Source organism: Clostridium malenominatum (genome assembly GCF_039521365.1).
In the GTDB taxonomy this organism is placed as follows: domain Bacteria; phylum Bacillota; class Clostridia; order Clostridiales; family Clostridiaceae; genus Clostridium_AW; species Clostridium_AW malenominatum.
Window position 1 is genome coordinate 727,034 of the sequence record NZ_BAAACF010000001.1, and the last position, 15,973, is coordinate 743,006.

General features: G+C 29.9%; 20 protein-coding genes. 14 read left to right on the forward strand and 6 right to left on the reverse strand.

Translation table 11 applies throughout. The features are described from left to right. Window positions 1-70 precede the first annotated feature (70 nt). The 4 genes from ABDZ69_RS03625 (at window position 71) to ABDZ69_RS03640 (ending at window position 3,080) form a co-directional block, all read left to right on the forward strand. Window positions 71-970 carry an HD domain-containing protein gene (locus ABDZ69_RS03625; RefSeq protein WP_343766701.1) on the forward strand — a complete coding sequence of 300 codons (900 nt, stop codon included), beginning with the start codon at window positions 71-73 and terminating at the stop codon, window positions 968-970. Between the two features lie 171 nt (window positions 971-1,141). Beyond that, complete coding sequence (locus ABDZ69_RS03630) at window positions 1,142-1,573, forward strand: MarR family winged helix-turn-helix transcriptional regulator (RefSeq protein ID WP_343766703.1); 432 nt, start codon at window positions 1,142-1,144, stop codon at window positions 1,571-1,573. Between the two features lie 73 nt (window positions 1,574-1,646). Continuing rightward, the gene (locus tag ABDZ69_RS03635) at window positions 1,647-2,336 is read left to right on the forward strand and encodes a hypothetical protein (RefSeq protein WP_343766704.1); all 690 of its coding nucleotides are present in this window, start codon (window positions 1,647-1,649) and stop codon (window positions 2,334-2,336) included. A gap of 126 nt (window positions 2,337-2,462) precedes the next feature. Beyond that, window positions 2,463-3,080: a hypothetical protein gene (locus ABDZ69_RS03640; RefSeq protein ID WP_343766706.1), complete on the forward strand. Its 618-nt coding sequence runs from the start codon at window positions 2,463-2,465 to the stop codon at window positions 3,078-3,080. Window positions 3,081-3,231: 151 nt separating this feature from the next. On the opposite strand, the gene ABDZ69_RS03645 is transcribed toward ABDZ69_RS03640, so the two are convergent. Next, window positions 3,232-4,116, reverse strand: a complete 885-nt coding sequence (locus tag ABDZ69_RS03645) for a nucleoside hydrolase (RefSeq protein WP_343766708.1) — start codon at window positions 4,114-4,116, stop codon at window positions 3,232-3,234. A gap of 201 nt (window positions 4,117-4,317) precedes the next feature. Here ABDZ69_RS03645 and ABDZ69_RS03650 point away from each other — a divergent pair, with 201 nt between their 5' ends. The 10 genes from ABDZ69_RS03650 to ABDZ69_RS03695 are packed head-to-tail and all read left to right on the forward strand — an operon-like array spanning window position 4,318 to window position 12,116. Further along, on the forward strand, window positions 4,318-5,019 hold the full coding sequence (locus tag ABDZ69_RS03650) for a YeeE/YedE thiosulfate transporter family protein (protein WP_343766710.1): 702 nt from the start codon (window positions 4,318-4,320) through the stop codon (window positions 5,017-5,019). A gap of 10 nt (window positions 5,020-5,029) precedes the next feature. Beyond that, window positions 5,030-5,257, forward strand: coding sequence for a sulfurtransferase TusA family protein (locus ABDZ69_RS03655; RefSeq protein ID WP_343766712.1), 228 nt, complete (start codon window positions 5,030-5,032; stop codon window positions 5,255-5,257). Window positions 5,258-5,268: 11 nt separating this feature from the next. Beyond that, complete coding sequence (locus ABDZ69_RS03660) at window positions 5,269-5,790, forward strand: YeeE/YedE family protein (protein WP_343766715.1); 522 nt, start codon at window positions 5,269-5,271, stop codon at window positions 5,788-5,790. Between the two features lie 15 nt (window positions 5,791-5,805). Next, window positions 5,806-7,047 carry an ABC transporter substrate-binding protein gene (locus tag ABDZ69_RS03665; RefSeq protein ID WP_343766717.1) on the forward strand — a complete coding sequence of 414 codons (1,242 nt, stop codon included), beginning with the start codon at window positions 5,806-5,808 and terminating at the stop codon, window positions 7,045-7,047. After that, window positions 7,048-7,911 carry an ABC transporter permease gene (locus ABDZ69_RS03670; RefSeq protein WP_343766719.1) on the forward strand — a complete coding sequence of 288 codons (864 nt, stop codon included), beginning with the start codon at window positions 7,048-7,050 and terminating at the stop codon, window positions 7,909-7,911. Between the two features lie 4 nt (window positions 7,912-7,915). After that, on the forward strand, window positions 7,916-8,722 hold the full coding sequence (locus ABDZ69_RS03675) for an ABC transporter permease (protein ID WP_343766721.1): 807 nt from the start codon (window positions 7,916-7,918) through the stop codon (window positions 8,720-8,722). 24 nt (window positions 8,723-8,746) lie between these two features. Beyond that, window positions 8,747-9,760, forward strand: coding sequence for an ABC transporter ATP-binding protein (locus ABDZ69_RS03680; protein ID WP_343766723.1), 1,014 nt, complete (start codon window positions 8,747-8,749; stop codon window positions 9,758-9,760). After that, the gene (locus ABDZ69_RS03685) at window positions 9,750-10,433 is read left to right on the forward strand and encodes a TIGR04283 family arsenosugar biosynthesis glycosyltransferase (RefSeq protein WP_343766726.1); all 684 of its coding nucleotides are present in this window, start codon (window positions 9,750-9,752) and stop codon (window positions 10,431-10,433) included. Before ABDZ69_RS03680 ends, ABDZ69_RS03685 begins: the two co-directional genes overlap by 11 nt. Then, the gene (locus ABDZ69_RS03690; RefSeq protein ID WP_343766728.1) at window positions 10,433-11,137 is read left to right on the forward strand and encodes a TIGR04282 family arsenosugar biosynthesis glycosyltransferase; all 705 of its coding nucleotides are present in this window, start codon (window positions 10,433-10,435) and stop codon (window positions 11,135-11,137) included. Before ABDZ69_RS03685 ends, ABDZ69_RS03690 begins: the two co-directional genes overlap by 1 nt. Continuing rightward, the gene (locus tag ABDZ69_RS03695) at window positions 11,112-12,116 is read left to right on the forward strand and encodes a phosphotransferase (protein WP_343766729.1); all 1,005 of its coding nucleotides are present in this window, start codon (window positions 11,112-11,114) and stop codon (window positions 12,114-12,116) included. Before ABDZ69_RS03690 ends, ABDZ69_RS03695 begins: the two co-directional genes overlap by 26 nt. Before the next feature lie 39 nt (window positions 12,117-12,155). On the opposite strand, the gene ABDZ69_RS03700 is transcribed toward ABDZ69_RS03695, so the two are convergent. The 5 genes from ABDZ69_RS03700 to ABDZ69_RS03720 all read right to left on the reverse strand — a co-directional run bounded on the left by ABDZ69_RS03700 (window position 12,156) and on the right by ABDZ69_RS03720 (window position 15,972). After that, window positions 12,156-12,971, reverse strand: a complete 816-nt coding sequence (locus ABDZ69_RS03700; protein ID WP_343766731.1) for an ABC transporter permease subunit — start codon at window positions 12,969-12,971, stop codon at window positions 12,156-12,158. After that, window positions 12,972-13,856, reverse strand: a complete 885-nt coding sequence (locus ABDZ69_RS03705) for an ABC transporter ATP-binding protein (protein WP_343766733.1) — start codon at window positions 13,854-13,856, stop codon at window positions 12,972-12,974. Beyond that, window positions 13,853-14,308, reverse strand: coding sequence for a hypothetical protein (locus ABDZ69_RS03710; RefSeq protein WP_343766735.1), 456 nt, complete (start codon window positions 14,306-14,308; stop codon window positions 13,853-13,855). Before ABDZ69_RS03710 ends, ABDZ69_RS03705 begins: the two co-directional genes overlap by 4 nt. A 12-nt stretch (window positions 14,309-14,320) precedes the next feature. Beyond that, on the reverse strand, window positions 14,321-14,758 hold the full coding sequence (locus tag ABDZ69_RS03715; RefSeq protein WP_343766737.1) for a LytTR family DNA-binding domain-containing protein: 438 nt from the start codon (window positions 14,756-14,758) through the stop codon (window positions 14,321-14,323). Window positions 14,759-14,922: 164 nt separating this feature from the next. Continuing rightward, window positions 14,923-15,972 carry an XdhC family protein gene (locus ABDZ69_RS03720; RefSeq protein ID WP_343766740.1) on the reverse strand — a complete coding sequence of 350 codons (1,050 nt, stop codon included), beginning with the start codon at window positions 15,970-15,972 and terminating at the stop codon, window positions 14,923-14,925. Window position 15,973 lies beyond the last annotated feature (1 nt).

Consider the following 15,973-nt stretch of genomic DNA (forward strand, 5'->3'; position numbering starts at 1 on the left):
TTTTTATTCTAATATTTTTGTGAAAATAGAACATAATAACTATGTAGTTTTTAGCAAAGGGGAGATATTGGTGAAAAGTGTATATGCAAAAGATATAAGAGGTGGAGATAAGGTAAATACTACCTTTATGATTATGAAAAAATTATATAAAGATAATGAGAATAACACTATAGCATATATTGGTGATAATAGTGGGGATATAAAGGCTGTAATACCCGATAAGGATGATGTCCTTAAAATAGGAGATGTAATAGAGTGTACAGCTTCCATGGAAACTTTATTAGTTATATCCAAATTTAAAAAGATGCATCATTTTTTAGTGGAGCAATTTCTTCCAACAATTAAAAGATCAGTAGAAGACATAATGAGAGAAATTGATGAAATGTCTGAGGAAGAGTTTAAAAGTAAAGAGATAAAGGCCTTAAATGATTATTTTTTTAAGGACGAAGAGTTTTTAAAGAGATTCAAAAGGGGAATAGGCGGGGTAAGTATGCATCATAATTATTTAGGTGGCTTAGCGGAGCATACTTTAAATGTAATGTATTTAGCTAGAACCTTTGCTTATAGATACGATTGCAGAAACAAAGAAATAGTAATACTCGGAGCAAAACTTCATGATATAGGTAAAATATATGAATTTAATTATGATGGACCTTTTTCGTACACATTAAGAGGAGAGATGGAAGGACATATTGTAATAGGAGTAACTATGTTAGAAGAGGCGTTTAGAAAGGAACCTAATCTTTATAATGAAGATTTTAAAGAGAGAATTAAAGGGTGTGTAGTCCAACATCATGGTAAGGTAGAATTTGGTTCTCCTAAGCCACCCAATATGGAAGAGTCTTACATAGTACATTATGCAGATTATGTGGATGCTACCATGAATAAAATATCTTTAATAAAAGAGGGAATAGAACCGGGAAATTGGTCGGCCTATGATAGGAGAATTGAAGGAAAGCTTTATGTTTAGTTTGGATGAATTAGAAAAATTTTATTTTTCTAATTCATATTGACTTTAATTATTTTATATAATAAAATAGTTTGCATAGGAACTATTTTATTATATTCACTTCTTTAATGAATTGACTTAATATATATACATGGGTTAGAATTATTTAAACAGTAAACTTGAGGTGATTTTATGAATTCAAATTTTGATAGCTTCAGAATAGCTATGTTAATAAAAGAAATATATTCTAAATCCATGCATGTAGTAGATGAAAATTTAAAGAATAGTGGTCTTACCCATCAGCAGATTATTGTAATTAAGCTTATAGCTCATAAAAAGGAGATGACTATTTCAGATATTTGTGAAGAAATGTCATTATCAAAGGGGACAATCTCTGGCATCGTCACAAGATTAGAGCAGTACGGATACTTAGAAAAGGTAAAGTATGATGACGATAGAAGAAATACTTATATAAGATTTTCCTCTGAGGGAATGGAATTTGCTAAAAGTTTCAGGGCAACTATTCAAGAAAGCTTTGACAATATATTCAAAGGTTGCAGTGAAGAAGAGTTAAAAGAATTTGTTAAGGTTTTGAGAAATATTTCGTCAAAAATTAACGGATAATTTATAAGGAAGATGTATTAGTATAATAACAAATAGTTCGCATACAAACTATACTAAATTAGGAGGGATATCAATGCAAGCTATATTTGAACCGATTTTCCATGTTGTGTATTTAACAACAGTGATTTCTCTTGGAATCACTATGATAAGAAAGAGTAAAAATAATAAATATTTTAAATTATTTGGGTATATGTCATTTTTATTAGGGCTAGGGGATGCTTTTCACCTTATACCTAGAATATACGCTTTATTAACTACCGGACTTGAAGCCAATGCTGCTGCTTTAGGTTTTGGAAAATTTATAACTTCTATAACAATGACTATTTTTTATGTTATCCTATATAAAATTTGGGGATTAAGATTTAATATTAAAAATTCTAAGGTGCTGGATACTTCAATTTATGTACTTGCTATTATTAGAATAGCCCTATGTTTTTTCCCTCAGAATCAATGGTTAAGTTATTACCCACCTGTAATTTGGGGAATTTATAGAAATATACCTTTTACAATCATGGGAATAACAATGATTTATATTATATACAGAGAAGCTGCTAAAAATGAAGACAAGGATTATAAATATATGGCTCTAGCTGTATTCTTATCCTTTGCTTTATACACTCCAGTTGTTCTTTGGGCTAATGCTAATAAATTAATTGGAATGTTGATGATACCAAAAACTTTAGCTTATGTATGGGTTGTGCTTATCGGATATAAACAATTTAAAAGTTCGTTAGTAGAAAATAATTTTACCGCTAATATTTAAGGTAGAAAAATAATATAAAACTGGATAATATTTTAATTATTTTAATATTCCGCAAAAGGCTATGAAGGGTGTTTTATAAGGTATAATAAAACTTGTTGTATTTTAAGAAAAAAAGGAGAAAATGTCGTGGAAATAAACAATTTTGTTTTACCTAAAAATGCCTTAGGAAATAGATTTAAATTTGGCATAAGATTTATACCTGATAGAGCCTTAAATAGATATTTAGATTATATACTATTCGTAGTTAAAAATGACTTTAAAGGGGAAGAATTGTACAACCTTTGTTTTAAAGCAGGAAGAAAATTTAATAATTTTATTTTTGACAAGAATAGTTTTGAAGGGTATTTATCTTTTCTTAAAACTATAGACGGCAGTGAATACTCTCCTGAAAATAAAATTAGTAAAGAATTCTTAATCAAAGGGGATGAGCAAAAGGTAATTATATCCTCTTTAAATGAAAAATATTTTAAAGTCCTCTCTGTAAAAGGAGAAGAAAAAGTATTCTTTGTATTAACAAAAGAAGAAATAATGCAACATTTACATGCCTTAAGCTCCTTATATAGAGAAAAGATTATGGCAGAAAAATTAAGCAAGCCTTTAAATAATTTTTTAAGAGAATACGAAAAGAAAGAAATCTATTTAGGTGCTTTAAATATACTTCTTAATGACGCCTTAGACAGAAATGATAAAGAGAAATTTATTATATTATCCAATGAAATAAATAAGATGAAAAAATCCCATTAAAATTATGGGATTTTTTTATTTGTGTGAATAAAGTATTTAGTTTTTGACAAGAATATAAAAGAAGTCAAGATATTGCGTGAAAGTTAAATTTAAATAATAGTCCCCTTTCAAAAAAGCATCCTAATTTGAGGATGCTTTTTTAATTCATCTACTATTGGAAAAGTTTATCACAATTTTTCCAGGTTTCTATAATAATCTCATTAAACTTATTTATATCCGTAATCTCTGTGGGCATATTTACTACATATCCATATTTATCACTGATATCTATTTTTAAGTAGCCTTTTTTTAAATCTTCTGGGATAGATACTAAATTTGCGTAATTATCTTTAAAAAGCTCAGGATTAGTTATGTACATGGCAGCAACTATATCCCAGTTATGAAAACCATCCATGGCGAATTTACCCATTACATGATCAAACCAAGGTAAGGTTTTTTTCTTAATATAATTAAATATAGGTATTGTATGATTTTCTACTATTTTATTCAAGTCATTTTTAGTAAATAATGCTTGAAGACAAATATGACCTGTCAGTATATGAACTTTTGCTCCCGAACTTAAAACCTTATGAGTAGCTTCTTCATCGCAGGCAAAATTAAGTTCATTTAGGTTATAACCATTTATTATAAGAGGTTCAGTAATTCCGCCCATAAGTACTATATCTTTAACTTTTGTAAAAAAGCTATTGTCTAGATTATATGCTCCGTATAAGTTTGTTAGAGAACCCGTAGCTAATATGGTGATTTCATTAGGGTATTTATTTACCATTTGGACTAAAAATTCACATGCCTCACTTTCCCTGTTTACTTTTGATGGGCATCCCTTATATAATGGAATATGGGAAAGTTTTAATTCATTAAACATATTTATTGTGTTAGTATGGACCTTATCAATAGTACTGTTTCCAAAAGTTGTGGTTACACCAAGTAGTTCCACATCTTCTCTTCCAAGTAGATATAATAGTGTCAAGCCGTCGTCTACATCACAACCTTCAAGGCCCATTGTATTATCACAATCAAATAAAATTTTATACATGCTTTATTTCTCCTTTTGCATAATTATTGAGTTAATTTTAACATAGTCATCTTTTTATATAAAGGATGAAAAGGGATTTTTGCTATAAGAAAGATTTATTAAGCATAACTAGAAAGTATAATTACCTTTTAAATACTAGTGTATAATAGTATGTAGAGGTTTGACTAATATTTAACATAGTGTTAAGTTAGGAGGTTTGCCATGTCTTCAGAAAGAATAGAAGAGTTAAAGATGAGAAGACAAAAAAAGAATGTTAAGAAAAAAAATCAACTTCCCTTAGGAATTATTTTAGCTATAGTGGCAATTATTATATACGTAATTATTTTAAGACATAATTTAAAATATAGTATATTTTGGGCTGTGGGAGTTTTAATAGGGTTTGTACTACAAAGATCCAGATTTTGTTTTACAGCAGGCTTTAGGGATCCAATAGTAGTTGGAAGTACCTCGGTTTTAAGGGGAATTATAATTGGACTTATAGTATGTACTATTGGTTTTGTGTTTATACAATGGCACTTCCTTCAAATCAATCCAAATGCTAATTTATCGGATATACCTGGGAGCATTTATCCTGTAGGTATGCATACTGTTATAGGAGCTTTTATTTTTGGAATAGGAATGGTCATTGCAGGGGGATGTGCTTCTGGTACTCTTATGAGAATAGGAGAGGGATTTCTACTACAGTTAGTTGTTTTGGTAGGGTTTATAATCGGAATCTTGCTGTCAGCAGGTGGATTTAGATTTTGGCATAATAAATTAATAGCAAATTCGCCTATTATATATTTTCCTAAATTTTTTAATCTAGATATTAGAGTTGTTGCATTACTACAAATAATAGTGTTAGTTATTATATATATAATAGCTTATGTTTATGATAAAAAGAAAAGTATCATGAAAAATTAGGAGGAAAATGATGAAAGAGATTAAACTAGATTGTTTAGATGAGATATGCCCTATACCTCTTTTAAAAGCTAATAAGGAATTAGAAAGATTAAGGATTGGGGATATATTGATTCTTCATACAAATCATAGTTGTTCTATTGCTAATGTGGTTGAATGGGCAAAGAAACATAGCTACCCAGTGGATTATATAGAAATTGGTGATGGTGAATGGGAAATATTTATTGAAAAAATAAAGTAAGGGAGATTTATATGAAATGGTTTAATAAAATATTTAAAAATCCCTGGCCCTATTGGATAGGTGGAACATTACTTGCATTTTTAAATATAATACTGCTTTGGACAGCAGGACAAGCATGGAGAGTTACCTCAGGATTTTTATATTGGGGTTGCCACATTTTAGAGCTTTGTGGTTTTAATCCAAGTAGTTGGTATTATTTTCAGCTTCATAAAAGAAGTAGTGTTTATAAATATGACACCTTTTTTAATAATGAATATACATTTATTAACCTAGGAATAATTTTAGGAGCTTTGATTGCTTCTTTAATCGCTTCTCAATTTTCTATAAAAAAAATAAAGAACAAAAAGCAGTTTGTTTTTGCATTAGTTGGTGGAATTATTATGGGTTATGGTACAAGGCTCGCTTTTGGATGTAATATTGGAGCTTTATTTAGCGCAATACCTTCGCTGTCATTGCATGGGTGGATATTTGGAGTATTTATGTTTCTAGGCGCAGGTGTAGGCTCTATTATACTTATAAAATATATACTTTAAGGAGAGATATACATTATGAAAAAATTATTATCAAAGGTACTAATTTTCTTATTGTCATTTACTTTAATGGCATGTTCTAGTCAAAAGCCTGCTGTTGACAATAAAAAAGCAGGAGAAAAGAGTTGGGATGATGTAGTAGCTGCATCAAAAGGAACCACTGTAACTTTTTATGGTTGGGGTGGAAGTGAAAAAACGAATAAATGGATTGACGACGTATTAGCTAAAGATGTAAAAGAGAAATACAATATAACATTAAAAAGAGTTCCAATGAACATTGATGAAATTTTAAATAAATTATTAGGAGAAAAACAATTAAACTCAGATAAAGGAACTATAGATGTAGTTTGGATAAATGGAGAGAATTTCTACACAGCTAAAAATGCTGGGCTTTTACATGGAGCATTTTTAGATAAGCTTCCTAATGGCGATAAATATCTAGACAAGGAATCACCTGAAATAAAATACGATTTTGGATTCCCAGTAGAGGGATATGAAGCACCATATGGAAAAGCGCAATTTGTAATGATATATGATAAAGATAAAGTGGCAAAAGCACCAAAAAACTACAAGGAACTTTTAGAGTTTGCTAAAGCAAACCCAGGTAAATTTACTTATCCAGCGCCACCAGACTTTACTGCTAGCGCATTTGTTAGAAATGTAATTTATGATATAGTAGGATATGAAAAATTCCTTACAATGAAAGCAGATGAAGAAGTAGTAAGAAAAGAAATACAACCAGCAATTGATTATTTAAAGGAATTAAAACCATACTTATGGAAAGAAGGAAAGACTTATCCTGCAACAATAGCGCAATTAGATAACATGTATTCAGACAATGAAGTTTACATGACTATGGCATATAATCCTTTCTCTGTAAGTGGTAGAATCAATGATGGAATATTCCCTAAAAATACAAGCTCTTTTGTATTTGACAAAGGAACTATAGGAAATACTCACTTTTTATCAATTCCATTCAATTCAACAAATAAAGATGGTGCTATGGCAGTTATAAATGAAGTATTATCCTTTGAAATGCAACTATCTAAGTCAGAGCCAAAAAACTGGGGAGACATGCCAGTACTAGATGTTAAGAAATTATCTGACGAACAGAAAAAGCAATTAAACAGTGTGGATTTTGGAAAAGGAGTATTAACTCAAGAAGAATTATTAACACATAGAGTACCAGAAATGCCAGCTAATTTAGTACCAATTATAGAAAAGATTTGGCAAGAAAACATACCAGAGGGTGGGAAATAATTGATTAAAAAATATAAACCATATATATTGCTGTTACCTGTTACAATAGTTCTTTTAAGCATCTTTGTGTATGGACTATTTACAGGATTTATGCAAAGTTTAGGATACTTTCCTGAAGTAGGATTGAAGGAAGTAACTTTTAAATATTATATAGAGGTTTTAAAAAGTAATAGTTTTGCTGCTTCATTAAATTTTAGTATATTTATAGCAGTAGTTTCCTCAGTTTTAGCTACGGTTCTAGGAGTACTACTGGCATATTGTTTAATGACAAGCAAAGGGAATAAAAGGATAAAGGAAGCTCTATACAAGCTTCCTATTATCGTTCCTCATTCTGTAGTAGCTCTTTTAGCTTATAATTTATTATCTCAATATGGGATACTTCCAAGAATATTATATTTTACTGGACTACTTAAGGATCAAAGCTTATTTCCTTCAATGATAGGAGATAGAAATGGAATAGGGATAATAGTTTCTTATTTATGGAAGGAAATCCCTTTTGTGGCTATGGTTACTTATTCAGTATTTGCTAATATGAATGATAAATTGGAGGAAGTGGCGCTAAATTTAGGAGCCAGCAAAAAACAAGTATTTTGGCATGTACTCCTTCCGCTTTCCATGCCAACTATATTTTCTTCTTTTATAATAATTTTTGCCTATGCATTTGGGGCCTTTGAAGCTCCTTACCTGTTAGGACCAACAGCTCCAAAAACCTTACCAGTTAAGGCTTATGTTGAGTATATAAATCCTAATTTAACTAATAGACCTTATTCCATGGTTTATAACATGATTGTTAGTTTTATTGCAGTAATATTAGTGGGATTTTATTATAAGATATTTAGCAAAATAAATAAGAACAATAGGTGAAATTATGAAAAAGTTTAACCGTTTAATTTTTAATTTAATAACATATATATTTGTTTTTTTACTATCCTTTCCTTTAGTTAATTTAATAATATGGATGTTTGCTAAAAGATGGGAATGGCCTTATCTTTTCCCCAATGAATTTTCTTTAAGAGGATTGAAATACTTCATAGGAAGTAGTGATTCTGTGCAGTTATTACTATATAGTATTTGGTTATCCTTGGTTGTAACTATTGTTACAGTAATAATTAGTATACCAGCATCAAAGGCTCTAGGAGTATATAACTTTAAGGGAAAAAAGATATTTGAATTTTTTATCATATCTCCACTTTTAGTTCCTACAGTATCTGTGGCTATGGGAATACATATAGTTTTTATAAAGCTAGGCATTGCTAATACATTCTTAGGAGTGGTGCTAGTACATTTAATACCGTGCATTCCCTATGGAGTAAGAATACTTACAGATGTATTTGCTATAGTAGGAGAGTCTATGGAAATTCAGGCAAGGGTGCTGGGAGCCAGTAGCATTAAAGCATTTTTCTATGTTACACTTCCTATGATAATGCCTGGCATTTTATCCGCAGCTAGCATGGTGTTCATAGTTTCCTTTAGTCAGTATTTCCTCACCTTTTTAATTGGAGGAGGAAGGGTAATAACCTTTGCTATGGCTATGTTTCCCTTTATAGAAAGCGGAGATAGAATGATGGCTTCACTATATAGTATTGTTTTCATATTAACTAGTCTTCTTTTCTTAGTTCTAATCGAGAGACTTGTGAAATCATATTATAAGTTGGAAAATAATTATTTTGTATAAGTAGTATAGAAGGAGCAGTATAATATGTGTTCGATAGAAATAAAAAACATATCAAAATCCTTTGATGAAAAAAAGGTATTAAATAATGTAAGTTTTAGCTTAAAAGAAGGAGAGTTTATGTCTCTACTAGGACCTTCAGGCTGTGGGAAAAGTACTACTTTAAAGGTTATAGCAGGAATTTTAACTCCAGATGAGGGAGATATAGTTTTCAATGGAGAGTCCATGTTAAAAGTTCCTATAGAAAAAAGGGGAGCAATAATAGTATTTCAGGACTATCTACTGTTTCCACATATGACTGTTAAGGAAAATATAGAGTTTGGGCTAAAGATGAGCAAAGTTAATAAAAAGATAAGAGAAGAAAAGGTAAAGGGTATTCTTGAACTTATACAGCTAAATGGGTATGAGAATATGTATCCAAGAGAGCTTTCAGGAGGACAAAAACAAAGGGTAGCTATAGCTAGAGCCGTAGCGGTAGAACCTAGATTATTGTTACTGGATGAACCTTTTTCTAATTTAGATATAAGACTTAAAGATTCTATGAGAGAATTTGTTAGCAATATACAAAAGAAATTAAATATCTCCACTATACTGGTTACCCATGACAAAGAAGAGGCATTGATGATGTCCCATAATGTAGGGGTAATGCTGGATGGAAGTATAAAGCAATATGGGGTTCCCTATGAATTATATGAAAGACCAACTTCAAAGGAAGTTGCGGATTATTTTGGAGAGAAAAATTACTTGAATGGAGAAGTAAAGGGAGGAATTTTTAAAAACTCATTAGGAGAATTTAAAATATCTTCTACCCTAGAGGGTAAGGTCTTAGGAATGATATCTCCAGAGAAGATAAAGATAGTAGAACAAGGCTTAAAAGCTAAAATTATAGCTAAGAAATACGCTGGAGATAGGATATATTACAATATTATTTGTCAGGACATTGAATTTAAGTGCATGGCATCTTACGTTGATAATTACTCAGTTGGAGATGAAATAGATATTTTTATTAATTTTGAAGAGGTAATGTTATATGAAAAGTAACATATCTATAATTATTCCTATTCTTAATGAAGAAAAAGTAATCGAGAGCTTTTTAAGAGAATTAAGTACCTTAAAAGGAGAGAAGGAAATAATTTTAGTTGATGGAGGAAGTACTGATAATACAGTAGAGATAGCTTCTAAATATGGAAAAGTCGTTAAGAGCAAGAAGGGAAGAGCTTTCCAAATGAATGCAGGTGCTAAAGCTGCTACGGGAGAGGTTTTTTGGTTTCTTCATTGCGACTCTAAGATAGAAGAAGATTCTTTAAATAGAATAGAAAAAGCCATAAATGAGGGATATGTTGGTGGGGGATTTTCTTTAAACTTTTATGATTTGAATAGTAAATTCATGAAGTTTGTATCCATAACTTCCAATTGGAGAGCAAAATATTTAGGATATTATTTTGGCGACCAGGCTATTTTTGTGAAAAAAGAAATTTTTGAAGCTATGGGTGGTTTTAAAGAGATAGATATAATGGAGGATTGGGATTTTTCATGTAAACTTAAAAAAATTGGCAAAATGAAGATGATAAAGTCAACTGTAGGGACTTCTGCAAGAAGATTTAAACAAGGTGGACAACTTAAAACCCTTCTACTAATGCATAAAATAAAGATTTTGTATATGCTAGGAGTATCCCCTTCCAAACTAAATAAAATATATAGGGAGGCGAGGTAATGAAGGCTCTTATATTGATGACAAGAGTTCCAGTGCCGGGAAAAACAAAAACTAGGCTTATGAAAATTCTATCTGGAGAGCAGTGTGCAGAAATTCATAAGGCATTCTTAAAAGATATATTTAATGTATATGAACATATTAAAGATGATGTAGATATTTATCTAACCTATGCATCAGAAGGCTGTTTTACTTTGCTTGAACATATGATTCCAAGTTATATTCAATGTTTTCCACAAGTAGGGGAAGATTTAGGAGTGAGAATGTTAAATAGTATGTCATATATTTTTAATAAGGGATATTCTAAAGTACTCCTTATGGGATGCGATATTCCTCAAATTCAACCGGAACATATAAGGGAAGCTTTTGAACTCCTTGAAAATAATGAGTTGTGTTTGTGCCCAACCTTTGATGGAGGATATTACTTAGTAGGAATGAGTAAACTATGTCCTCAAATATTTAATAATAATTTGAAGTGGGGAAATAAATCTGTTCTTGAAGGAACTATAGACATATGTAATAGATTAGAGATAAATGTAGCCCTAGGACATAAATGTAGAGATATAGATACAAAGGAAGATTTCTTATATTTAACAGAAAAAATTAGACAAGATGAGTTAGAAGGAAGCATGAAATATATAAACACTATGGAATTTATTGATAGATATTGGAGGAAAGATTGTGCTAAGAGTTACATTGGAAAATGATATTCATAAGTATATTGAAGATAGAAATGTAAGAGGAAGCATACCTCTTAGTGGTGATTTTAAAGTTAGTTTTTTAGCTCAAGGAGAGTATAACATAAATTTTGTAGTAGAAGATAACCAAAATAAATATGTTTTTAGAGTAAATACTAGAAGCCAAATACAGGTAGATAATCAAATAAAGTATGAATATGATGCTTTGAAAGTTCTGGAGGTTACTGGAGTGACTCCCGAGGTGTTTTATCTTGACGACAGTAAAGAATATCTTCCCTATGGGATTTTAATAATGGAATTTTTAAAGGGAAGACCTTTAGAATATGATAAAGACTTAAGAAAAGCGGGTAAAATATTTGGTGGAATTCACTCCTTAGACATAAATAAAATTCCTAGTTCAAATTTTATAGTAGAAAGCAATATATTAAGTGACAGAATAAAAGAAGGGGAAAGATTACTAGTTGAATTTTTAAAATCTCCAATTATGGATAAAGAATTAAAGGACTTTTTTTATAAATTTTTAAATTGGTGTTATAAAAATAAAGATAAAGAAAAATATTTTATAGATAATAAGTGGCATGTTATAAATAATACAGAGGTTAACTCCCACAATTTTATAATTGGAGAGGAACATAGTTACTTAATAGATTGGGAAAAGCCGGTTATAAGTGACCCTTGTCAGGATATAACTCAGTTTTTAGCTCCCACTACAACCCTTTGGAAAGCTAATTATATTTTAAGCGAAGAAGAGAAAAATAGTTTTTATGGTGAATATACAAAAAGTCTTAAGGGTGGAGATAGAAACATAAAAGAAAGAGTACACATATACAATCCATACTTATATTTAAGAGCTCTTTCCTGGTGTGCATATGCTTATTTAGAATATCAAAATCCAGATAAGGATATAAAAAATATGGATACTTATAGTAAGATAAAAGAGTATTTAGATATGGATTTTATGAAAAAATTATTGAGAGAATACTTTTAGCATAGGATATAAAAATAAAGTTGCTTTGCAACTTTATTTTTATATCCTAAAATCTTTCTTATTATATATAAAGTAAGTAGTTAATAAAGATACTATAATTATTAATAAAGCAAGAACTATATTAACTACATCAAAGCCATTTCTAATTATCTCCGATGGAACTGCATAATTAAAAGGAGAAAAGTACTTTAAAAATTCCAGTTTGTCTATCATACTAGAAAAAATACCCAAAAGATAGGTAACAAAGAATGTGCCAATAGATGCAGTTGTTGCTAGTCTTAAGTGAGGAACTAAAACAGAGGTTAAAAAGCCTAGACACATAAACACTAATCCAACTAGAAAGAATCCAGAAAAAAGCATTTTGATATCTATAAGTATATCAAAAATTTTCAAATCTGATGGTTTTACTACTAAAGACATTAATATAGAAGCTATGGCCATTATCATAACGAATAAATAAAATAAGGAGAATGAGGATAAAATTTTAGTGGTAACAATTTTACCTCTGCTCACAGGGTGGGCATATAGGAATTCTATAGTTCCTTCACTTTCTTCTTTAATAAGGGATTTAGAACCTAGAATTCCAGCGTAAATTGAGCCAGCGATAACGATATATTGAAAAACATAACTGAAGTATTCATTTAACTTTGAAAAATCAGGAACATCTTTTAAATTAAAAGCTTCCAGTAGTGCAGGGGGCATAGCATCCATTTTTGTATTTACTAACTCTTGCATTCCACTATCTTTCATAGAAGGGAACATAGACATAAATAGAATAATTAATAAAATACAAACTACACTCCATATAGCTAAAGATTTTAGTCCTTTTTTAACTTCCATCTTAAAAATATTCATTTATTTACCCTCCATATCATAATAACTCATGAAAACTTCAGATAATTTCTTTTCTTCTATTATCAAATCTTCAAGTTTATATTTTGTGATTAAAGAAAGAAGTTTATTTATATCTCCATTATAGTTAAAAGAAATAGTATTTTTATTGACTTCTAAGTTTTCTGCACCTAAAGAAGTTAATTTTTCTCTTATATCTTCTGAAAGTTTTAAAGTAATTCTTTTAACTTTTTTATTAGCAAAATCTAAAATGTTTTTTACTTCTATGATTTTACCTTCTCTAATAATAGCAACTCTATCGCAGAATTCTTCCACTTCTGTAAGATTGTGGCTGGATAGGAATATGGTTACTCCATCTTCTTTCAGTTGTAGCAGAGTATTAAAAAGTTTTTGTTGAATTAATGGATCTAAGCCATTGGTAGGTTCATCTAGTATTAATAATTTGGGTTTATGAAGAAGAGCCTGTATAATGGCAACCTTCTTTTTATTTCCTAAAGAAAGCTCAGAAATATTTTTTTTAACTTCCACATCAAAGGTTTTACATAGTTCTTCAACATATTCCTTATCAACATGAGTATGAAAAGATTTAGCGTAGTTAATAAGTTCTTGTACGGTCATATTATCATAATATCTTACTTCGCTAGGAACATATCCTATATTTTGTTTAATTTCTGTGGTGTCGGTAACACAATGGAGACCAAAAATTTTTGCCTCACCAGAAGTAGGGAAAATAAGGTTTAGTAAAAGCTTGATAGTTGTAGATTTTCCTGCTCCATTAGGACCTATAAAGCCGAAGATTTCACCTTCTTTAATGCTTAAATTTACATCCTCTATTCCACGATTTTTTCCATAGGTTTTAGTTAAGTTTTTAATTTCTATAATACTCATTTTTCCACCTCGCCATAATTCTTTTTTTGTTTATACATTGCTAATTTATCATTCAATATCTCTCCAGTTACTTTATAATAAACATACAATGAAAAGCTTAATGATAAGTATAGTAAGGTATAACCTACTGTAAAGACCAATACAGAATAGATTTTTGAAATATGAGTCCATGCCAGTGCATTTGAAAATAAAAGCAATATTATATAACATAATATAAAATGAATAGTAATCTTATGCTTTGATGAAAGGGAAGTTAATATAAACTCACCAAAAACAAGGTAATGAATAAATACTAGAATCAGAGTTATGCCTGCAAATTGCCATATAAGAATAAAATCCATAGAACTATAACCTAGAATCATACTTACTAAAGAATATAAAAGTATTGATGCAGTAAAAAATAATCCCCAAACAAATTTAAATTGAACTATCAATTCTATATACTTTTTCATAAAAATCCTCCTTTATAAACCAAGAATATTTTTAATAACAGGCACATATTGTCTTGAAATAATAAGTTTTTCATGGTTTTCCAGTAACGCTTCTAGCTTACCATTAAATCGAGGAGATAAGTTTTTGATTTTAGAAATATTAATTATAGTTGATTTATTTGCTCTAAAAAAATCATATTGAGCCAGTTTTTCTTCAAGTTCATATAATCTTAGAGGTATTTCAAATATTTGAGCTTTTGTATAAGCAAAGGTTTTTTTGTCTACACTCTCAAAATAAAAAATATCTTTAGGGTCAAGAAAATAGGTAGATCCATCAAGTATTCCATGAATTTTTTCATCAGAGCCTTTAATAAAAGAAATTAACCTTTGTATTTCATCATTTATTTCGTTACATTTAATTGTTATCTCTGCTTCAGAGTGATTAGGAGATTCATCTATAATAATTTTCACCGGAGCACCTCCTAAGAAAAATTTATTTTATAATAATACTATAATATAGTATCCTTAATTTAGTAAATAACTATATGACTAAGTTGCATGATAGGGATACTAAGTTGCTTATAAAATAAAAGACATGCAAATATAAAAATTTACATGTCTTAAAAGATTATTATTTAAAAGACCTCTACAAGAACCTCCATAACTCCGCCGCATACCATGCCTTCAGATTCAGCAACTTCTCCTGTCATATCAACATGTTCAATTAAAAAGCCTTTACTACGCATAACCTCTCTTGCTTTTAGAATTACACTAGCTTCACTACATCCTCCACCTATACTACCAAGGGTTCTACCATCAAAATAAGCTATCATTTTGGCTCCTGATTTTCTAGGAACAGATCCTTTTGATGATAATATTGTTATAAGAGCCTTAGGGAGTGAGGATTCCTCACAAATGTTTTCTAATACATCTCTATCAAATTCAGGGAAAGTGAAAGAAGCTCCTTTGTTTTTATAACTTATAAGCTGTGCTATTATGGAAATTGCTATTTCATCTGGAGTAATACCACCTATATCTAAGCCTATAGGTGCATTGAGTAAATCCAGCTTATCCTTAGAAAATCCTTCGTTTAATAATTCTTCTCTCATACCTTTTACTCTGCGTTTTGAACCAATCATGCCCATATAGCTAAAGTCATATTTTAAAACTTCACGTAAAACCACTCCATCGTATCTATGCCCTCTTGTTATTATAACCACATAATCAGACTTTTTAAAGTTAATTAATCCAAAGGAATTTTCAAAGCTTTCGCAAATAACCTTTTCAGCTTCAGGAAAACGTGCTGAATTAGCAAAGAAAGGTCTATCATCGACAACAGTAACAGAGAAGCCTATTCTTGCTGCAAATTCTACTAAAGGTTTCGCTATGTGACCACCGCCAAAGACAATCAATCTAAGTTTAGGCATAAAAGGCTCTATTAAAAGTAGTTTATTATCTTCTACATTAAAAATTTGAAGCTTGCCACTATTTGAAGAAAGCTTTATTTTCTCGCAAATATCATCTGAAAGGGAAGCAGATTTTTTTTCTATATCTTCACTGGTTAAAAGAACCTTCTCTAATATAGAGCCATTTTTATCTCCATGTAAATTTAGATAGGTTAACATTATGCAGTGGTTTCCTTCATTAACTTTTTTTAATAGGGATTTATATAAGTCTTTTACCATT